The organism is Dyadobacter psychrophilus, assembly GCF_900167945.1.
In the GTDB taxonomy this organism is placed as follows: Bacteria; Bacteroidota; Bacteroidia; order Cytophagales; family Spirosomataceae; genus Dyadobacter; species Dyadobacter psychrophilus.
In genome coordinates this window covers 53,928-74,903 of the sequence record NZ_FUZA01000011.1, presented here as the reverse complement: position 1 = coordinate 74,903, position 20,976 = coordinate 53,928, and the positions used below count along the sequence as shown (strand labels likewise).

Genomic DNA, 20,976 nt, shown 5'->3' with positions numbered 1-20,976 from the left:
GGCCGGAATTTATAAGCAAGAAACTGGCCAAATGGTGCGAGAAAAAGCAAATTGAGCAAAAATTCATTCAACCAGGCAAACCGATGCAGAACGGATTTAATGAACGACTGAACAGAACATATCGTGAAGACGTGCTGAATGCTTACTTTTTTGATTCTTTGGAGCAGCTGCGAATTCTATCGGATAAATGGCTCGACACTTACAACAGCAAGCACCCGCACCGATCAATGAAGGGGCTAACTCCGAATCAAAAGCGCCTACTACTAACGGAAGATGCCATGAAAAAAGAAGAATTAATTGCGAACAATTTATAACCGAATCTAAAACTACACCGCTCTAAAAAGGGGAAGCCTACACGTACAACCTGAGCATAAATTGAAGTTAGACTTTCTTCGATTTCTAATACATTCAGCGGATCGGCTATACTCTCCCCGTAAGCTAAAATCTGACCCTTTTTTACCAGCTGGCCATCTCGGACTAACATTTTGGTTATTTTTCCATCACCCCTAGAAATGACTTTTCTGGGAGCATCATTTGCACTCAGAATAAATGAAGTTGAAACAACATCCGGATATTTAATGATCCATGAAGCAATTAATAGAATAGTAAATACAATGAAAAGCAATGTAACACCCCAGCGAATAACCCAAGCCGGTTGGCGACTTATTAAATCTTGAACTTCTGTGCTGTGAAGCTCATGAAAAGTAGATGAGTTAGGCATAATTAAACTAATCTAAACTGTCATTTAATCAACCTCTTGCTAGTTCTAGCTGATTACTAACCAATCTAAAATAACTGCCCTCTTTCAAAATCAAGTCGCGATGATTACCTATCTCGACAACCTCTCCTTTTTCCATAACGATAATTTGGTCTGCATTTTTTACTGTACTTAATCTATGCGCAACAATAATCATCTATTTTCGTTGCTTCAAGCCTGCCTGAACATGTCTAAAATCTATTGCTTTTAACATCTTTGGAATAACTCAGAGCCTCACCGTTCCAGTCTGATGATCACTTGGTATTAATTTCCAAGATCAGTGTCATAATTCTGCTTTTTTCTGGCTTCAGAGTTACCGTCATTCTTTCATTTTCAAATGTAAATCTCGATTGGCGGCTCACCGATTTGAGAAGGCCCGAGGGAATAGGCTGGTTCAAAGATTTGAAAGTTTTATTAACGAGCGTTTTCATTTGCTTACTCGCGTATTCGCCCTCGGAAGGAACATTAATATTCAACACTAATTCCAGCGACTCTGCAAAACTCTCCTCAGAACTTGTTAGATAGTACGCCAAATTGTTTCTTAGCCCGTAATCGTTACTCTCTTGCCCAATTTCGAAATAATCTGTGATTGACTGCCAATCTCCCCCGTCAACATGCTTCCACGAGTGTAATTGGCCTATTCCGTTACTAGATAAGCTCGTGCGTAACGGTTCAATACTGGCAAAAGCTGTAAGCTTAATTGGTGTACCTCTCGTTGGATTAAGCGCCTCAAAATTACTCAGATAATTATCTTCTATCCATCCTATATGAGTGTCTTGCAGCCAATCAGGTTCTACCACCTGAACTTTGGACCAACCGTTCTCTTTTTCAAGCACCTTTACCTTTACAGATTTGTCCACTGATATATAGTGGGTCTCGTGTAGTGCTTCCGTAGCTTTCTGGTTTATGATTTTTGAAGTTTTGTCCTTTGGAGTTTTGAGAAGGAATACTTCGTCCTGACTGATGCCTAAAAGCTCTTCCCCTGGCTTTTGGTCCTCTGCAATAGATCCATTTTTTTGTTGATCGCCACTGGAACAAGAAATAAGTAGCCAAGTACAGACAATTGCGACGTAACAGACTTTCATATTTGAGAGGGAATGTGTTTTAGCTGGCAATCTTTCCATAATCCTAACGAATATAAAAATAGTTTTCATTTTTCTTTAGGTCTATCTTACTGATGGGCGTTGCTTCCAAATGTCGGCAATTGGAAATTGTGTTTGTACATTCGCAGAGAACCCAATAACCTCGTAATGAAAAAAGGACTGGAAAAAGCTTGAAGAGATTGTCTCGGAATTTGAGCAAAAGATATCAGGTGAAACTGCTATAGTTAAGAGGCCCGATGTCCTTTATGACACAGGCTCGTCCATCAAAGTAGACGGTACCGTTAAAACAAAAGTGGGCTCCGCGGATTTTTAGTTGTTTTGGAATGCCGGGACCGAGGTAGAAAATCGGAAGTTGCTTAGATTCGCGAGCTTAAAACAAGGAAAGAGGACACGCAGGCACTGGACTTATCGCGATATCTTCTAGGGGTGTTTCCTGCGAAGCGACTCGCAAAGCGAGAGCTCATGGAATTATATTAGAAAGTTAGACTGTCTGACAGCAGATAAATAAGTAGGGAGCAATATTAACTATTGCAACTTTTATTGCAACTAAAGAAAAAAGCACCTAGCAAATTAATGCTAAGTACTTCATTTTCAGATTCCCTAAGTTGGGCTCGAACCAACGACCCTCTGATTAACAGTTAGATTTGCGCCCCAGTTATTTTCGAATTAATGGCTCTTTTAAGGTCATCGCATTGTTTCTCATTCCTTGCCGGCGCCATTGAGCATTATTTACTAACAACCAAGTGGCTCAGCTCTGGATCATCCAGCAGCCTTTGCATTTCTGAAAATACCAAACCCTGCACATCGTCTTTAATTTGCATGAAGTTACGCTCAATAATGCCTTCATCCAGCTTACGAACAATGGGGATATCTTGTTGTCTTTCGCGGTTTTTTGAGGTAGGATCTTGCTGGTTTATTATCTGGCAATGAAAGGCCTTTAGCTCGATTTTTTGATCTGGCGTATCAGCAACTACACCCACAAATTCTCCTGAGCTCAGTGATGAAATCTTTGAGGCAGGTACAGCTGAGTCCAGTTGCTTAGAGCGGCTGATAGAGGTATCCTTACTATTGATCGAATAACTTGTCCTGTCCTGCATAATTCTTCCAAACCGCTCCGAAAGCAGCTTTGCAGTATCGCCGGTGACTTGCCCACTAATGATATTACCTGCTACATTGGTTATGACATCGGCCATTTCTCTTCCATAATCTTTCCTTAGCTGGCTAAAATCCTGAACACCAATCGTGGTGGCCACTTTATTTTGGCGAGCCGTAGCAATCAGAGTGTCTATATGGTTAAGATATATGGTAGGAAATTCATCAAATATTAAACTGCTTTTAAGTCTATTTTTGCGATTGACTTGATTGATCAGCCTTGTAACATATAATGAGATGACTGCGCCGTAAGAAAGAATTTTCTGTGGATTGTTGCCGATACAGACGATTTTAGGGTCTTTAGGGTTGTTAATGTCTAATGTGAAATCGTTTCCCGAGAGTACATAATAGAGGCTTGGAGAAGACAGGCGGGCCATGGCGATCTGAGCAGATGCGATTTGGCCTTCCAGCTGCTGGTTGGCCTCGTTTAAAAACGCAGATATAAAAGGATTTATCAGCACCTCAATCTGCTTTTGTGTTCTTAGGATTGAAAATAGTTTTTCATGGTCGATCTGCATCAATTCTATCACATGCGGCAGTGTACAAAAGATCCCGTTTTGATATTTCCTTAAAAACCAAATTACGGCAGTCAGAAAATTAATAGGTGACTCGACAAAAAAGTCGCCTTGCCGCTTGACCCATTCCCGGTTTAGGCCCATCAGTATAGTTCGAGCCGACTCGGCAGCGTCTGCTATATCAGTAAGCGTATCAGGGTCCAGCGGATTGCACCGGTGAGAGCGGGAAAGATCGTCGAAATTTATCGAGTAAAATTTAAGATTCACACCCAGGTTGTCTTTCGTCTGCAGAAAAGTGTTGTAAGCAATCTTGGAGAGATCATCATATTTGAAATCGTAAAGAAAAATGCAGAAGCCCTTTTTGATATGCTGGGTAATTACATGACGAATAACAAAAAACGTCTTACCCGAGCCCGGCGAGCCGGCAATCAATAGTCCGCGGAAAGGGTTTATAATATTGATCCAACTCTGCCGAATTTTGCCTTTAAGCTTATAGCTTGCCGGCAAGTTAATTGAGTATTCGTTTTCAAGAAGCAGTTCCTGCTGTGGAAAGGTTTCATTTTCGTGGTTGAAAATGTCGTTCTGGCCTAATTTGTCGCGGATTACCCTAGACAGGGTCGCTCCACCTGATAGAATCAATAGAAATCCAGTAAGGGTCAGGCCCATGTACAGCGCAGATACTTCTGCCCACCTATTGCCAAAAGTAAACACCCATGAACTGCAAAAGAATATTAGTAAGCCTAAGGCAATTAATATTACTGACGGTTTAAGAGTATGGCTTTCCGTTTTTCTTCCCTTCGCTCCCAGCAGAGCAACAAAGACGAAAACCAAGCAAATCAGTTTGGTCTTATTAAAGAATGAAAATAGACCCGTCTGGACAATATTTGAAAGAATCCTGTCTGAAAATGGGCTTGTCAACTTCCAGCTTGCAAAAGCTTGATAGCAGTAGTAGTAGAAATGCAGCCCAAGCAAAGCAAGACTTATCAAACGGCTCATATCCAGGATCCGCCTCAGAGCCTGTTCGTTTTCACCTGTATTGGTAACCATGGCGTAAAATTTAAAGGTGATGCAACATTTTTTTCTGCTTCTTTTTACGTGATTTTCGAAGCTGCCATGGTGTATAATTGTTGGCTGGCACAGGCTCAAAAAGCCTGCTTGTTGGATCCAAGAGAGAGTGCTTATCAGCCGTATCGATCCAGTATGGCCCAGCAGTTTGGCCATCTTGGACAAACCCAGGTCCGGATTCTTTTCCAGCCTGCTGGTTCAATGGCGGGACTTTGTTCGCGCCAGAATGCTGATCGTAATTATCAATGGCTATCCTTGCACTGTGTTTCTGGGCCAGATCCTGTTGACTGAAAACACATCTGCTGCCGAAATCTACATAGAAGATTTCTGTGATTAACCCTTGGCGGCTTTTCTTTAGGACCATGTTAATTCCATCCTTTTTAAGCTCCCCTGAAAGGAAAGCCGGCGAATTCATTGACCTCGTTTTGAGCATGGCCAGCTGCACGGTACTGCGCATCCGCGCCAGGGCACGAAATTTTGCTTCTTTATTCTGCTCAAAACGCTTCGACAAATTTATCAGTGTTGGCTTGCTATCCAAATCGCTTGCATTGATAGGAACACCCAGGCGCCGGCCATGCTCATCCGTAATTCGGTAGAGTAGACCACTTCCGCCTTGCCGGCTTTGCGCTTCGACGACAATGTTGTATTGACCCAGGACTGCGTTTAACTCTTGAAGTGATGAATATTTAAAGTTTGGCACGACCACATCAAGTACCTGGCTAATCGAGCGTTTTGTAGCAGCTTTGCCGTAAATAACCCGCCGGGCGCTTACGGCCGGTATAAGTTGCTCCCTGGTAGGCAGCCGGGCTGCCACAAGCCCATATTGCTGCTCTAAGTGCATGCGGGCAAGCTCTGAGAGATCCTTTGCATTGTTATGGGTAGCAATCCGGCTACCGTCGGCTCTGACAACAACCGAGACGAGGTGTAAATGCGGATGTGCCGCATCCTTGTGCTGGTAAATTAGAAATGGCTGATGCTCAAAGCCAATGCTATTCATATAATGCCTTGCAATTTCGCACAGCTGCTTTTTTGAAAGTACATCATCGGGGTGAAAATTTAGTGATATGTGAACGCTATTGCGCTGCACATTCTCATTGAGGGCGGCCAGTCTAAGCAGCATATTCAGGCGCTGCTTTTCCGAGAGCTCTCCCGGGCTACAAGGGTAGTGGCCAGCGCCAATGCACTCGGCAAGCCCTTGCTTAACTTTGCTTTCATTATAGTAAAAGCTTCGCCGGATCGAATTCGATGTTTTTATTATTGCAACCATTTCTTTGCCCCCTGGGTGATTTGATCTTTTATTTGCTCAACCAGTGAAAGCATCTTGGTATGTTCAGCTGAAAGCTCCTGCCGCGTGCCTACTGCCTGGTCAGAACTGCCTTGGGCCCGGAATGATATCTCAAAGTTGTCGGCAACCCGGTTTAAATCGATACGCAGTTTAATGAGCTCGCCCATCAGCTCGTCCAAAGACTGGTTTCGAACATTGACTTTGAGGGGTTTTGACAGAACCATCTTTCGGATGTACTCGCCAAGATTTCGGCAGGTTGTTTTCTGAAAGCCGTCTAGCAAAAAGTGGTATTCTCCTTTATTCAAACAAAGTGTCAGCTTTTTACTTCGTAATTCACTTTGATCCTTCATTGCTAAATCAGTTTAATTTCTAGAAGTTTCCAAGGCCAAATCCAAGTACTGCCCTGCAATGCGCCTTAAAGCTCATCGAAGCGAGTAGGCCTTTTTTGGATGCTTGGCTTTTTTTGCTGGGGGTTCTGCTTAGAAATAAGCCATTCGTTGATGTCCTTGTAATCCTTGTAAAATCCGCTTGCATCCTCAAAACGCGGGTCACTAGCCATAGCCTGCCGGGTCAACTGCTGACCCGGGCGGTCGCAGTCTAAAAACAGCTGCACCTGGTCGTAGGTCCGCAGTTTTGGCAGTGCTTTATTAAACAACGCGATGGAATTTAGCACCATGTAGCTTTGGTCAGGCAGTTGGCTTTGTGCATGCATAGCCTTATAGGACAAAAAATCAAAAAAGCCCTCAAACACGCAGACCCGGCTTGAACTGTTATCAATTGTTGTAATATCCTTTGGCGTGCTCGATATTTTTAAAAAAGCGTTACGCAGTTCATATCCTCCTGAATCATTTTTGAAGCCGATTGCAAAATATGGTTTGCCTGATAACTCAAAATATACCTGCTGGCAATGCTTTTCTGCCAGATCGGCGCTTATTGCTCTCTTAGACAAATACTGAAAAAGGGCTAACGAAAATAAAGGCTTGACGCTGAGAATCTTTAATTTGCTTTCATTCCGAGCAGGCTCACTGGAAAGGATTCTACGCGGTGATTTGTGTATCACTGCCTTACCGACATTAATCTTTTCAAGAAAATCACTTACTGAGCATCGGAAGTACTCGATCCCAAAATCAATTAGGTTGCCACCCTGGCCTACGTCGGGTAGGTCGGGATTATTACTAATCCCTTCCCCCCTCAGAACCGTACGTGCGGCTTTCACCGCATACGGCTCAAGCGGATTGTAAAGCAGCTTCTTACTCATGATGTGACCTCCCGTTTTATTGATTCTTTAATAATTTCGGATAGATGTAGCTGCTGGTGGCAGTATAGGTGTACCAATCTCCGGTTTCCCATGTGCTCTCTTTGTGGGTCGGTTTTATCCATTATCAAATGGTGGTCGTGAACTTCTTCACCGTTTAACAGGAACTCTCCACATACCGGACACATGCATCGCTGGTTTGCCATCATCGTACTTTTGCCTTTGGTTACTGTAGAGAGTTTTCTGAACTCTCTATTCAACCAGTAGCTCCGCAATGAGGGATCATCCTTTGATGCTGTCCGTTGCACCATCACGTGGCGTTTGATAGAACACCATGCAAACTTTTTCAGATAGATTCCGGATTCCTTATCGCCAAAAACCCATTTGTCTTTCCGCTTGGAATTGAATTGTCCCCAATATTTGCCTGTAATGCTCTTCCATGACTTGTTTCGTTGCTGCCGCTTGGCCCATCTTATGGCCTTGTGGAGCATGTACATGTCCAGATTTTTAAAGGCTTCTTTCGAGTTACCAATCCTGAAATAATTTGCCCAGCCTCTTATGATTGGAGTCATTTGATGAATAACCGCCAATGCATTAGAGCCGTGCATCCTTTTCCATTCATCCCTGAATCGGTCTTTGAGTTTCTGTATCGATTGTTTGCTTGGTTTTACCAAGGGTTTCCAGCCAGTTTTCGAGGAGCTGTTGCGGTAGTGCCTTATATTGAAACCGAGGAAATCGAACCCTTCCGTGATATGAACGATCCTTGTCTTTTCCTCCGACAATGCCAGTCCACGCTCAGATAGCCATGCATTCACTTCAGGTATTGTTCTCTCCGCAATTTCACGGGTATCGCAGAAGATAAGAAAATCATCTGCATACCTCACCAGTGCACGGGTACTTACCGGGCCACTGGTTCCCCTCCTGCGGACACCTATACCCTCCTCCAGTCCATGCAAAGCAATGTTCGCGAGTAAAGGGCTGACGATTCCCCCTTGGGGAGTTCCCGCGCTTGTTTCATAGAAGACATTCTTGTCAACATAACCTGCTTTCAGCCATTGTCTAATAAGCTCCTTTGCAGGAAAATTTCCAATCGCCTTGAGCAAAAAATCATGGCTGATGTTATCGAAGGCTCCCTTGATGTCAGCGTCCACGACCCATTTTCTTCTGCTTGCTGCTTTACTGAAAGAGTATACGTGCATGATGGCATCATGGCATCCTCGTCCCGGCCTAAAACCGTGACTGCATCCCTCGAAGCGTGATTCCCATTCGGGTTCCAGAGCGTTCTTAACACGGGCTTGGTGAACCCTGTCCATGATTGTCGGAATACCTAATGGACGCTGCTTACCGTTGGCCTTTGGTATGTACACCCTCCGGGCTGGATGAATTCGCCAGGGTTGTTGTAACTGCACGGTTTGTGCAAGCTCACTTTTCCCTTTTGCCGTCTTGACAATGACCTTGTCCATCCCGGCAGTATTTTTACCAGCATTTACCTGCGTAACTCTCCTCACACTTTCCAATGTGTTGGAAAAGCTGCGCAACATGAGTTTTTGTAACTGACGAACTTTGTCGTGTTCGCCTGCTTTTGCTGCCTTGAAAATCCGTTGTCTCAGGTTTCTAACGGCACGATTGGTCTTCCTCCAATCTATGGAGTACCAATTCATTTGCTGTCTCTCTGTTCCGTTTGCTAAGTCGCCTTGCATCTAACTTTCCTTTGATTAAAAACCTTTACCACTTTTATTCAAGAAATCCACCAGTCCCGCGTCAGCACCCTTTCAGGTTGGGCATCTCTGCTTGTTGCAGCCCTATCTGCCCAGTTATGTATTCCTGTTGCCTTTCGGCTGGCAGCGTTCGCTTCTCGGGACCTCCATTTCCCCCTGGAGAATTCCGTGCCCCTTACGGTTTACCTACCCATTTTCACGGGACTCCATCGGGTTTACCACGTTCCGCATAATTAAGATGCGACTGGCGAGGATGCCTCTTCATGCCCCGGGGTTGTCGGTGTCCTAACATAATCCTTTGGGATAGATTATGTCTTTGTAACATCTCACGGAATAGATATTACCTAACCCAGCACATCGGTAAATCACCATCTCCCCGATGTTCGTACGTGACGAGGCTTATGAGGTTCACTTGCGTTCATCCGTCCAGTCTTTCCCTTGCCCGATTCTTCCTGATGGTTGGTATATTCTTAGGCTTTCATTTCAGCTCCACAAGGGACAATTACTCGTCCCCCATGTGAAAAGTGGGAACCGGCTTTGGACACTTGCCGGGATTAACAATCTGTTAATCACTTAATTAAGCGACATCGTGTCGCACCCCAAAATCAAACCACCTGTTCAGGCTACGGTTAATTTTAAAAGATGGTGTGCTTTCTTCCCGCAGCGGGGAATGATACCAGTGATCGGAATTGCGTATATGAACGGGCTCGTGCCCCAGAGCAGACAGATAATCAACCATGTCGATTTCCTTAATCTGCTTCAAAGAAAGATGCTGTTTTCCAAAATCCATGTCGGCGCCTTACTGACCGGCTGATTGAGCTTTTAAGGTCTTTGCAAACTATGGCGGCAATAGCCGCTTGCTAAACAGTACTTCTTCTTTTACAGCCACCATCATTTCAAGGAATTGAACCCCAGCCCTGGGCCTATTTGTGAGTCGCGCTAGGGATTGATAGAAAGCCCTTTTCTCTTTTGCGACTTTACGCCTTGCCCCTTCTGCTGACCCAAGGACTTTTGAGCTGATTTAGTGACTTGCTGAGAGGCGTTCAGATTTTGGCTAAGTTTTCGAGCGCTCTGATCAGTGAGGATAATCGCCTTAAACTGGGGGCTTGCCTCAACGAAGACTTTTAGCTCTTTATCTCCGCCTAACAGGCTGACTTGCTGCCTATTGCCCCTTCTCAAAGAAGCCAGCAGCTTATCTTTCTGAAGGGGCTCACCGAGTTCTTTGATTGCAAGGTTAGACAGCGATCTTTCGAGATCAAAGCCATAATTTTGGTGAAATTGTCTAAACTTATAATTACCATTGGCATCCACGTTCTTAAAATCCAGCTGCAGCCAAGCGTTGTAAATCTTACCTTCTTTATCGGTTATGTCCTTATTTACTGCTCTTCCATCCATTAAATTGAATGCCTCTTTTAAAGTAATTGCATATGGAGAAGCCAGGGCAAAGGACTGGTTAACTTTTTGGTCTTGGCCAGCCTTTTTCAACGAAGCCATGTAGCTGTTAAAAAAATACATGTCACTATGTTCTGACCGCTTAAAGTGCAGGGCCAATGCAAGCTCCTTGCCTTCAAAGATTCGCTGGTCACGTAGGGCAAATTCAGGAAGCTGCTTTCGAACGTTCTCTTCTAGCTGCGCCTGCAGCTGCTGGCCAAATCCAGCATATTTTACCTGATCTTTCAGGTAGTCCAAGTTTCTCTGATTCATCGGATTGATGTTTTAGTGTAGCTAAATGGATTGGCCAGATATCGGCTTAGCCTTTGTGATTGTTCTGTTATTGACTTTGAGTAGCATATGGCGGCCGCCATTTTTTTCCATCATTTGTACGGCCATGTACTTTTTATCTTCTAAGGTGAACTTGGGAAGAGCGAAGATGAAGATGTGTTTGGATTCGCCTTTGATCATTGCCGTATCACCATGTACATAAAATGGTTTTGTTTCGGTCTGCTGCACGGCTGACCGCTTTGCCGGTTCTCTATCACGGATAAAGAAGCGGATATCTTGAATTTGGTACCTGATCGGGGATCTGTTTTCCATTTCGAGTCGATAGAAAATCATATCGTTATGCACATAAATGCCATTCAACTCAATCTGAACCTTATGATGCTTATCACTGGGCCCTTTCAGCTGATTTCTCTGGGCAAGGATGCTTTCAGATAGCTGCTGGATTTCTGCCTGATTGATTCCGTTTTCGAAATATGCATCCGGATGCGCCTTTTTAGCGGCAAACTCGATATTGAGCCGTTCTGGCTCTGGCGCATAATTAACGGTAAATGAATATAGTTTGCCTTCCGCACATACAACAGTTAGGTTTGTCTGAACAAAATCAGCCTTAGCCGCTTTTAGTTGAAGTATATTGGCTACGCCCTTTGTCTTCTGTGCCAAAATATCCCGACTGCCCTTATCGACGCTTTTAATCTCAAATGGAAAAATTAGGTTGGTGGTTTTATGCAAGGTGATTTCCAGCGGTAAGGGTTCAATTACAGACATCTGCACGTCCTGCGAAAGTGCTCTTCCGCTTACAATCAGCAGGACTACTGACAGTATTCTCCTTAATTTGTTCATCGTGTATTCGTTTTAATGGCGATATAGCCTGTTAGAAAGGGATTATATGATGCCGCTTTCAAGTGTTTGAATTCTCATCTTTAAGGAGTACCTGATACCCTGCCTTGACAGTGACGCGGATCAATCTGGCTTTTTTTCCCGCAAGATTTTTAGCCGTTTGAATACCTGCATCTGCCAACTGCGCCCCAAGAGACGGCTGGAAGGTGTCAATGTTGAGTCCCTGTACATTCTGGCTTAACGACTGTTTGGATACATCCCTGCTGATGGCCCCAGGGATATAGATTCCAGAAATCCCATCCAGATCGTAAACCGAGAGCTTCACAGGAAAAATAAAGTTTTCGTGTCTTACCGACTCGATTTTGACAATCAAACGCTCCTGATTTAATGAAGCGGTTCCGTAGATAAAGCTCTCTTTCGGAATCAGCACGCCCGAAATGTAGACATCGCTTGTCAATCTGAGCTTCACTGTTGCTCCCGTTACCAGCGTCTGTGTTTCGGCCACAACGGCCTGTATCGCATTTTGGGACCCTGACTGTACCGGCTCATCCAGCGAGAAAAAACCACTCTGTTCAAATGTTGTGACTAATGCCGGGTTTTGACCAACCGAATCGGTTAGAGCATCGGTGTCTAATAGCGATATTGGATCTTCATTTTGATTCAATGTTACCGGGTAAAGCCGGTCCTTGTTCTGCTGTGACTGCTGTCTGGTCTTTTCTGCCATCCGCTCGGGGTGCTGAATATCCAGGATCTTTTCCAGCATGGTATTGAGCTCTCTGATTTCGGCGTCCTCCTGACCGGATTGCGGCTCGCTTTGCAGTCCCGACATGAGCTCTTGCAGCCTCTGCATTTCAGCAGCTGGCATTTCAGTCGTTTCGCTTAAAGAAGCAGCCTCTTGCTGCATTTTGAATTCAGGCTGCGATGTCTTGTTTAAAACGGTATTTAACTCACTGATTTTCTGACGCACACGCGCCTGGTGCGAATCCTGGCTAGCTAGCTTTTTGGGTAGGCCCGGATTTCTTTTTCGCCCCTTAGCTGGCCCGTCAATGCCTTGTATGCTCGACACTGGCCAGCCTTCCTCACGGGTCGCAAGTGTGTCCTGATAATAGGGGTCTTTTGCTATCAGCTCTCTTAGCCTGGCAGAATCAGCATCTGCCTTCTGATAATAGCTTAGCTTGTTAAGGGCTTTATCTTCCTTAAAAAAGGCCTCGGGAAGGCTCATCATCAGCCCAGCGCGCTGGGCGGGTTGAGGGTGGTCACTGCCCTTTGCTCTTCTGGCTACCAGTGCCCAGAAAAGTAGCGTCATAAAAGGCAAAACAAGCAGTGGCAGGTAGGTATAAAACTTTCGTTGCCGCAGAAACTGCTGAGAATGGTTTGTTGATTTCATAATCGTTATTTTTTGGGGTTGGACTGATTGATACTGTCACGGATGAATGCCTTTTCAAGGCTGTCTAGGTAGGCGTTAAAAACCTGCTCTTTTGCTTGGCGGGTTGCCGCCTGGCTGGCAGGCGGCCGCTCTGTTATTACACTTTGGAAAACATGGCCGGCTGGCTTGCCTAAAACACCACATGCAATCAGAAACAGGCAATATGAGCCTGCGGCAATGGCCATGGCTATCAGCGTTGTTTTAAGGGTTTTGCCGGGCAACCTCTTTGCTTTCTCACTTAAATAATCTGCGTATTTTCTTTGCAGTTTTAGTGATTTGTGAAAAATCCTGGTAGCTAGCTGATCGGTGCCCGCATCGCCACTAGATTGCCTGGGCCGTCTATCTGGTTTAAATGGATAAAACATAGCTCAACGGTTTTGAATGTTTACATCTTTGTTTTCAAGCGTTGTCCACCGCTCGATGAGAAAGCCGTGCGGATTGTTGTCGCTGCGCGTCACACTACGCAGGTAACCTTCCGTGATTAGTCTTCTGGTCACAATGCTGGTGGCGCGGATGATGCGCTGACTTGCCGTGCAATTGAAATAGTATGGGTAGGCATCGGTATTGATCTGCACGCTGTCTATCTGGATCTGCTGGCTGATATTTCCGGAAATGATGCTGGTGTAAAACCCTGATTCTTTCAGGTTTTCATACTGCGCTTTGGCGGAAGCATCGGCCAGGTAGAGCGCTTTGACCACATTGGACTGGATCACTTTGTCATCTGGGTCGAGACTAAAAAAGAAGCGGTGAAAAGTTGCCACATGATCCCTTGCTTCAACGGGAATGTTCTCTTTGCGCTCAGATGCATACGCATCGAGTACTTTTCCGTTGGCAAGGATATAAACTTTGCTGTGGGCGGCCTGCACCATCTCATAGCTTTTAAAGAGCGCAAAGCAGCACAAAGTGGCACTTGCAATGATGACCACCAGCGTAAGGCTCCTGACATGACGGAAAGCGGTGTCTATATTTTTTGCTTTTGTAAACATGATTTTGTTGTCGTTAGCTGGCTATGATCAAGACCTATTTTGCTGGTTTTTGGGAAATGCCCCAAAACCTCCACCCGCAGGAAAGGCCTTGTTACCAACACCAGTGGCCGTACTGGCAAAAAGGCTTGTTACTTTGTAGAGCAGTGCATTGCCGCCACCGGCATGGATGATGTAATTGGCCACGGAGGGCACTGAGAAATAACCCACAATGCCAATGATGAGAAATATCAGGTAGGCCATATCGGTCGCACTGAAAAAGCTCTCGCCCATATCCTGAACCTGCCGGATATCCAAAGCAATCATTTTCTGCTGTATTCTTCCGATGATGGCCCCGAATATATTGGCCACCGGCAGCCAGAGGTATATGTTGATGTAGCGCGCAATCCAGCCGGTAAGCGTATGCTGAAAGCCGTCAAAGACGGCGATGCCGAATGCAATGGGCCCGATGATGGCCAGCACCACCAAATGAAAGGTTCGGATCGTGTTGATGCAGAGGGCGGCCGCCTCGAAAAGCACTCTGAGCACCTCGCTCATCCATTCCTTAATCGAGTTACGAAAATTATAGGAGGCCTTGGCCATAGAGAATTTGATGTCATTTCCGATGCTGTTAAAAATCCCGTCGCCGGAAGTATGCTCATTGCCGTGCGTGTACTTGTACCATTTGTCGCGGTCACCGGCCCCGGCCGCGCCCACATACATCTGCCAGGCATCGGTCTTTTTGATGGCTTCCTCTTTCTTTTTTAAAAGCATCGCAATGGCATCATTGGAGCCTTTGACCATCGATGAGGTAGCCCGCACGGCCGGTGACATTATCCCGTTAATCAGAGCCAGCACCGAGGGGAAGATCAAGATGGCAAAGCCTAGCACAAATGGTCTGAGCAGCGGATAAAAATCAATGGGCTCGGCAGCGGCCAAATGGCGCCAGATCCGCGAGGCGATATACCAGATCGCTGCAAACCCAGCGATTCCACGGCCCACACTGATCAGCTTACTACATAAAGGGATCATCTCTGCATAGAGCTCATCGAGCACACCGTGCAGCCCGCTGATCTGTTCTGGAAAGCCCTGGGCTGAGACCAGCTGCGGAAGCAGAACAGATATAAGAATTGCTGCAACAGACTTTTTCATTGTAAATAAGTTATGGCTGCACATCGTATAGTTTCTTTATCATTTCTACATCGTTTGCCTGTTTGCCTCTTTGGAGTGCCAGAACCGAGGCGGTAGCATTGAAGTGCCTTAAAAACTGTAATTTTTGCTGCATATCCTCGTAGATCTGATCGATAACAGAGAGCCTTTCATCATCTGACATGCGAAGCTTTTTGGCTGTCAGCACCATCGTCAGGGCCTCCAAGTTGTTAAGGCTCTGGTTGATTAAGCGCGAATACACTCTGGACATATAATTGAGCTCATCTTGGTTGAAGTAGTCCGTGGAGCTTAGCCGACCAAAAGCCGTTTGATATTCTTCTACCAACAGCAGCTGAAAACGGACGATATCAGCCACCCGCTTGTAGTTTTTCACCGCCGGGCTCACCTCTAATAGCCCGTCCAGAAAGGCTTCATGCAGTTTGAAATTCCCCCGGGAAAGATCGCGGATCGTGTCATAGCCCTTTACTAAGATCTGATAGCCATCTTTTAGTTCCTGAAGGATTTTTCGGAGCTGGTTGAGCTTTTCAATGTTTAGAATCAGCTGAGTTACTTCGGCAGTCTGCCCACAGGCGCCGTTAAAGGATGCCGGCAGTGTTAGGGCCAGCATGAGCGCTAAAAGTATTTTTTTCATATTAAACTGCTAGTTAGTGGGCATCAGTGATTGCCCGTCTGGTTTTAATATCATCGGCCTCCCTAACTCTGGACGCTGCCAGCACCATGGCTTCACTGCTGAAAGCTATGGCAAAACTGTAATTGGACTCCATCTGATCCAAGAGCAAATCGATACGCCTAAAGCGCTGATTATCGCTCATCGAAAGCGGCCCGTCTCGGGTTACATCTTTCAAAGCGTCTGTTATTTGCTGGCAGTCTACTAACAGCCTGCTATAAACCGACCGGGCGTAGCCAAGTTCTTGCCCATTTAAATACCCACTACCGGAAAGCCTGTGTTCCGAGGTGGCAGTGACCGCTTTTATCTCAGCATACAGGACTTCTATCAACTTGATCTTCTTATAGCTACTAACCTGGGTGCCGACAATGCGCAGGGAATCCATGTAATTTTTATGGAGCTTAAACTCCCCGTTTTTGATGTCATGGACCGTTTGAAGGCCTTGCTTTGTGATCTTGTAGCCTTTTTCAAGTAGCTCCAGATAAACCCGGTACTGGGCAATCTGCTCGATTAGATACTGTTTCTGCGTTTTCTTTTGCCGAAACCACTCCTTGAATTTTTGAGCATGGACCGCACCAGCCGACAGCCAAAAGATTGTTAGTATCATCGTGATTTTCATGACTTGATCACTGGATGCCATAAAGCTTTCTGACCACCTGAGCTTCATGTGCTGTTTTGCTTCGGCTAACGCTTAACAGCATGTTCTCCCTATTGAAAGTATTGAGATCACTCAGGTTTTCATCGACCTGCCTGCCCGCCTTTTCGATGATCTCAAGCCGGGCGGCATCACTCATCTGCGTGGTGAAAGACCTTACGATTACTGCCAAAAGATCCAGGTTCTTTGCCGAAGTTTCCAGGATACCCACATAGACCTGATGGATGTATGCCAGCTCCCGGGCCGTGAAATTCTCGTCGTTTTCGATCAAGCCCCACACCCTTCGGTACTCATCGACAAGCCTAGCATTTTTCTCAGCAATCTCCTTTATGCGGAAGTAATAGGCAATTACAGCCTTGACTTTTTTTAGCTCCTGATAGTACTCTCTGTAAAGGTCCCTTTGCTTTTTGACCCAGTCTGCGATCTGCTCCAATTTGAGCTTGGCCATTGCGTTCTCCAAAGCCTTCTGGGCATTTTGAAGCCGGATAACTCGGTTCTGTCTCCTTTGGATCATTAGGTCAACGGCCTTGACTACTTTTTTAATGGCAGCCTCAATGATGGCAGCCCAGGGATTAGCCGCCTTAGCGCTCTGAACAGGTGCTAATGCCGCGGCCATAATCAAGATATAAAAGACATGCTTTTTCACTTACGGTCATGGTTATACGCTTTGTGATCTAATCTCTTCTGCAAGCATTTTAATGCCCCTTTGGATGCTGCCAAATCTTTTGGCATACTGGGCTACTTTAAGCTTCTCGGTCTCTTCGGTTGTGTAGGCGTAGTACTCCTCCAAACTAACTTCTGTGCGGTATACCCTGGACAGACTGCCGCCCAGACTGATAAAGACTTCCTTGTATTTTAAGCTGGGATCGTTGGCTTTGTTTACGGAAAGCACCAGCGCTTTTTCTTTATCAGTCAGCCCCAGCAGCTGCTGAATCTGATCGAATTTGTTCTGGTATTTGGATTGATCTAAAAGGATCTTGCAATCGCTGTTATTGATGATGGCCTGTTTGACGACGGGTGATGAGATGATATCTTCGACTTCCTGAGTTACCACAATGGCCTCACCGTAGTATTTACGTACAGTTTTAAAAATATACTGTATGTAATCTGCCATCCCTTCCTTGGCAATGGCCTTCCAGGCTTCCTCTATTAAAATCATCTTTCTGATCCCTTTCAGCTTACGCAATTTGGACATGAACACCTCCATGATAATGATGGTTACAATTGGAAAAAGGATCGGGTGATCTTTTATCACATCCAGCTCAAAGACAATGAAGCGCTCACTGAGAAGGTCCATATTCTCTGTGGCATTCAAAAGGTAATCAAACTCCCCGCCCCGGTAGTAGGGCCGCAGTACATACAACAGGTTGGCTATATCAAAGTCTTTTTCTTTAACCCGATCTGCTTGCAAGACCTTTATAAAGTCAGCGCGTAGAAACTCATAAAAGCTGTTAAAACATGGCAAGACATCCTTTTGGTTTACCAGCTCAAAATATAGCGTGAGCGCATTGGAAATAGCAACATATTCGCTTGGCTTGTAAAGCTCATTGTCATTTTTCCAAAGTGCCAAGATCAATGTCTTAATGCTTTCCTTTTTTTCTGTGTCGGGCCACCCATCATCCTCAATATAAAAAGGATTGAAACGGATAGGATTTGACTCTTCGTAAGTAAAATAGTATCCTCCTACAAGATCACAAAGCCCTTTATAGGAATGGCCTACGTCTACCAGCACGATATGGGAGCCCTGTTCGTAATAGCTTCGGACCATGTGGTTGGTAAAAAATGATTTGCCGCTTCCAGATGGACCCAAAATAAACTTATTACGGTTGGTGCAGATCCCTTTCTTGACAGGCTCATCGCTAATATCGACATGCACAGGCTTTCCCGTCAAGCGGTCACCTAGCCGAAGGCCCACCGGGCTCAGTGAGGATTGAGAACCCGTTTCCAAATTCAAAAAGCAGCTGGCCTGCTCGGCGAAAGTGTCAAAGGTTTCATTCATGGGAAAATCCGCTGAATTGCCGGGAATCCCCGCCCAAAAGATCTGAGGCGCCCCGCTTGTTTCCTGTTTGCAAGTAGCATCCATACGCGCCATCGCCGAGCTGACCAGGTTGTTAATCTCCGGCAATTTTTCTTTCTGATCTGTCCAGACCAGCACATTGAAGTGCGCTTTGACCGGCAAACGCTGACTGCTGATGGCTTCGTTAAGAAAATCATTGGTCGCATCAAGGGCTATCGAGTTCTCCCGCGAGTGAGCTGCCAGTGACTGCAAACGCAGTCTTTTTGTTTCCAGCCTTCTGATCGTCTTTGCCGAATCGCCAGTGAAAATATACTGATTGTAGATGTGATTGCACGGCAGAAGTTGCCCAAGCGTTGAGGCAAACCCTACGCTAAATTTGGTTTTGTCGGTGGAGTACTTTTCATAATTTGCTTTTGAGCGGCATTGGGCGGGAAGCTCAGCTGCATCTGCCAGCGTGTAAAGCTGGCAGTGCTGGGCTCCGATCTGAATGCCGTCTTTGAACTGCATATCGCCGACCATCAGCGTCTGTTGGCTTGGGCTCAAAAAACAGTACCTTTCAATCAGGCCTGGCTTTCGGTGCTGGCTTAAAAGGTCTTGCTCTTTCAGCCTTGTAAGCTTAACAAACCCACTTGCCTCCAAAATATGGCTGAACTGGCCGGCCGACCCAAGAAAATCCTGCAAAGCCTTGGCCTCCAAGGTCTGAGGTGGAACTATCGATTCCCGGATCAAATTTGAGAGCATAGAACTGGACGGCTTTCGTCCCGTGGGCTTTTTGGTAATGAAAATATAGCAGAAATGATCCAAAAAGGGCCTTTCGTTAAAGTGCCGCTCGCTGCTGGTAGATAAAAAACTGTTATCTTCTTTTGTAAAATCGGCCGCGTACAAACTATCAATAAACCAATCCTGCTTATGAAATACGCTATGCATTGGAAGCACCTTTAATGCTTTTACCCACGTTTGGTGAAAGGCTTCATAGTCGTGGTCGGAGAGGCTGAATATTTCAGGCAGCTGCACCTGAAATACGACCGTGATATCGCCCTGTTTGGAAAGAATGCAGTCATGCTCAATATCAAGGACTGGAATTAGATCTTCAAGCAGCTTTTCCATATATGTTTTGTTTTTTGAACATCATTCGAGATCTGGACTTGACCGTTTTGGGTATGCTGCGCGCAGCCAGCAGCTTTATTAGTCCATGCTTTCCATAAGTGCCGCTCAGGTGATAGATGGCCATGATCAGGGGAATGCCCACCGCAGTTATGATGCCTACACAGGCAAAGGAATTAACACCGCACACGTAAAGAATTGCGTAAAAGATCGTCAGCAGCAGGGCCGCCCCGCCCATATACCAGATGTACTGCGCTTGCAGGCCCTTGAATTGAATGGCCGCATTAATTCCTTTGTTGATCTGGTAGACGCTGTCATTATTGGCACTAGCCACTACAAGCCAAAGAAAGATTGCAGCACGGTTGCCACCACTACCAAAAAAATGCAGCTTCCAAACCAGGCAGCGGCCACTTTGCCCGTATCATTATCACCCGCGTTCCACTTCTGAAACACCTTAACCGCCCCGACCAGGCCCAGCACTGCGCCAATGGCATACATTAAATTTGTGCCTGGCTCAAAATAGCTCCTTACCTGAGAATTGGCTTCCTCGATGCCGGCAGCTCCATCCTGGGCCTTGGCAATAAGGGCCAGTAGACTACCTGTCAGCGTAAGAAGCATACGCTGTTTACCTTCGTGGGGTGCAATTTTTGATTTTGTCTTTTTTGCGGCTGAAACTAGTGCATAAGCTTTCATAGGAGTATTTGTTTAAGGTTAATTGTGCTGGTTGAATCCCGGCGAAGATTCCTGACCTTAATAGCCAGGAACTTCATCCGGAACCGAGCCCCACTACACTGATTTCCATATCATCACTTTGTCCTGTGCATTAAGGTGCATGGAGCCGTATTTTGCGCATTCCGAGTCAATCAAATTATTGATCATCCGCTGGAATGGTGAGCCGGTAATTGTGGGATATTCTCTTAATGTCATTTGCAGCAGTATCATCAAATCCTGGCTGCTATACCGCTTTTGATGGGCTTCCATAATTAATTCTTTCAGATGTCCGGTTAGCTCTTCGAGCCGCTCGGATAGCAACTGCTTGAAGGGTATCAGCGCTTCTGGCTGTAAACTATCCAGCTCAGAGGAAGACTCATTTAGGCTTGCAACTGCTTTCTGTTGCAGTGCCTCAGGGCCGGCTACTATCACAGAGGGCCGGTCAATCGAGCCGATCAAGGACTTTAAATCGCTGCGATAGAATTTGATGATTACAAACAGATAATAGCCTGTTAGCAAAGCACTGAGCGCGATGGTGTAATCAGTCCATGGATCCGAAGTGAACATAATGGAGATGGTTTAACATTTGTTTTTTTAACAGGTAGCTAACGAGCCTGGCCTTTAGTGCCGGAAATTAGGCTGCAATCAGACTGCCTTGCCTTCGATACAAATTAACCACGCTTGCTGAGATACAGAAAAGTACAATCCTTCTGTACCCAGGAAATCAACTAGAAAACAGGGCCTTGACAAACAGCTGAGCCATTCATTGCGGTAAATGTCTCACCATTATCATCTTGGCATGTCATTAAAAAGAAACTGACGGTGTCTTCTATGTTGAAAAACAAGTTTAGGGTT

At 45.6% G+C, this 20,976-nt stretch carries 20 protein-coding genes; 1 reads left to right on the top strand and 19 read right to left on the bottom strand.

What is annotated here, in order from left to right; translation table 11 throughout:
• The coding region (locus B5X68_RS26495) for an integrase core domain-containing protein (protein ID WP_141110429.1) at positions 1-314 on the top strand (314 nt) is incomplete at its 5' end.
• Between the two features lie 697 nt (positions 315-1,011).
• On the opposite strand, the gene B5X68_RS26485 is transcribed toward B5X68_RS26495, so the two are convergent.
• The 19 genes from B5X68_RS26485 to B5X68_RS26395 all read right to left on the bottom strand — a co-directional run bounded on the left by B5X68_RS26485 (position 1,012) and on the right by B5X68_RS26395 (position 20,688).
• Entirely contained in the window at positions 1,012-1,911 is a 900-nt protein-coding gene (locus B5X68_RS26485; protein WP_141110428.1) for an SH3 domain-containing protein, read from the bottom strand.
• Between the two features lie 674 nt (positions 1,912-2,585).
• On the bottom strand, positions 2,586-4,574 hold the full coding sequence (gene mobC / locus B5X68_RS26480; RefSeq protein WP_082217787.1) for a conjugal transfer protein MobC: 1,989 nt from the start codon (positions 4,572-4,574) through the stop codon (positions 2,586-2,588).
• Positions 4,575-4,584: 10 nt separating this feature from the next.
• Positions 4,585-5,859, bottom strand: coding sequence for a relaxase/mobilization nuclease domain-containing protein (locus B5X68_RS26475; RefSeq protein ID WP_082217786.1), 1,275 nt, complete (start codon positions 5,857-5,859; stop codon positions 4,585-4,587).
• Positions 5,847-6,227, bottom strand: coding sequence for a hypothetical protein (locus B5X68_RS26470; protein ID WP_082217785.1), 381 nt, complete (start codon positions 6,225-6,227; stop codon positions 5,847-5,849). The genes B5X68_RS26475 and B5X68_RS26470 overlap by 13 nt, the downstream gene beginning before the upstream one ends.
• Positions 6,228-6,292: 65 nt before the next feature.
• Positions 6,293-7,135, bottom strand: a complete 843-nt coding sequence (locus B5X68_RS26465) for a DUF8464 domain-containing protein (RefSeq protein ID WP_082217784.1) — start codon at positions 7,133-7,135, stop codon at positions 6,293-6,295.
• Positions 7,132-8,832: a group II intron reverse transcriptase/maturase gene (ltrA, locus tag B5X68_RS26460; RefSeq protein WP_082217783.1), complete on the bottom strand. Its 1,701-nt coding sequence runs from the start codon at positions 8,830-8,832 to the stop codon at positions 7,132-7,134. The genes B5X68_RS26465 and ltrA overlap by 4 nt, the downstream gene beginning before the upstream one ends.
• 957 nt (positions 8,833-9,789) lie before the next feature.
• On the bottom strand, positions 9,790-10,554 hold the full coding sequence (locus B5X68_RS26455; RefSeq protein WP_082217782.1) for a hypothetical protein: 765 nt from the start codon (positions 10,552-10,554) through the stop codon (positions 9,790-9,792).
• A gap of 21 nt (positions 10,555-10,575) precedes the next feature.
• The gene (gene traN / locus B5X68_RS26450; RefSeq protein WP_170916736.1) at positions 10,576-11,337 is read right to left on the bottom strand and encodes a conjugative transposon protein TraN; all 762 of its coding nucleotides are present in this window, start codon (positions 11,335-11,337) and stop codon (positions 10,576-10,578) included.
• A 133-nt stretch (positions 11,338-11,470) separates the two neighbouring features.
• On the bottom strand, positions 11,471-12,796 hold the full coding sequence (gene traM / locus B5X68_RS26445; protein WP_082217780.1) for a conjugative transposon protein TraM: 1,326 nt from the start codon (positions 12,794-12,796) through the stop codon (positions 11,471-11,473).
• Positions 12,797-12,801: 5 nt separating this feature from the next.
• Complete coding sequence (locus tag B5X68_RS26440) at positions 12,802-13,200, bottom strand: hypothetical protein (RefSeq protein ID WP_082217779.1); 399 nt, start codon at positions 13,198-13,200, stop codon at positions 12,802-12,804.
• A 3-nt stretch (positions 13,201-13,203) separates the two neighbouring features.
• The gene (gene traK / locus B5X68_RS26435) at positions 13,204-13,821 is read right to left on the bottom strand and encodes a conjugative transposon protein TraK (protein ID WP_082217778.1); all 618 of its coding nucleotides are present in this window, start codon (positions 13,819-13,821) and stop codon (positions 13,204-13,206) included.
• Between the two features lie 27 nt (positions 13,822-13,848).
• Complete coding sequence (gene traJ, locus B5X68_RS26430) at positions 13,849-14,949, bottom strand: conjugative transposon protein TraJ (protein WP_082217777.1); 1,101 nt, start codon at positions 14,947-14,949, stop codon at positions 13,849-13,851.
• 10 nt (positions 14,950-14,959) lie between these two features.
• Positions 14,960-15,598, bottom strand: coding sequence for a hypothetical protein (locus B5X68_RS26425; RefSeq protein ID WP_082217776.1), 639 nt, complete (start codon positions 15,596-15,598; stop codon positions 14,960-14,962).
• A gap of 13 nt (positions 15,599-15,611) precedes the next feature.
• Positions 15,612-16,253, bottom strand: coding sequence for a hypothetical protein (locus B5X68_RS26420; RefSeq protein ID WP_082217775.1), 642 nt, complete (start codon positions 16,251-16,253; stop codon positions 15,612-15,614).
• Between the two features lie 7 nt (positions 16,254-16,260).
• The gene (locus B5X68_RS26415; RefSeq protein ID WP_082217774.1) at positions 16,261-16,935 is read right to left on the bottom strand and encodes a conjugal transfer protein TraI; all 675 of its coding nucleotides are present in this window, start codon (positions 16,933-16,935) and stop codon (positions 16,261-16,263) included.
• A gap of 12 nt (positions 16,936-16,947) precedes the next feature.
• A complete protein-coding gene (locus B5X68_RS26410; RefSeq protein WP_082217773.1) occupies positions 16,948-19,413 on the bottom strand; it encodes a TraG family conjugative transposon ATPase in 2,466 nt (821 codons plus the stop codon).
• Complete coding sequence (locus B5X68_RS26405; RefSeq protein WP_082217772.1) at positions 19,397-19,744, bottom strand: DUF4133 domain-containing protein; 348 nt, start codon at positions 19,742-19,744, stop codon at positions 19,397-19,399. Before B5X68_RS26405 ends, B5X68_RS26410 begins: the two co-directional genes overlap by 17 nt.
• A complete protein-coding gene (locus B5X68_RS26400) occupies positions 19,744-20,028 on the bottom strand; it encodes a DUF4134 domain-containing protein (protein ID WP_082217794.1) in 285 nt (94 codons plus the stop codon). The genes B5X68_RS26405 and B5X68_RS26400 overlap by 1 nt, the downstream gene beginning before the upstream one ends.
• Before the next feature lie 168 nt (positions 20,029-20,196).
• Positions 20,197-20,688: a hypothetical protein gene (locus B5X68_RS26395; RefSeq protein WP_082217771.1), complete on the bottom strand. Its 492-nt coding sequence runs from the start codon at positions 20,686-20,688 to the stop codon at positions 20,197-20,199.
• Positions 20,689-20,976: the final 288 nt, after the last annotated feature.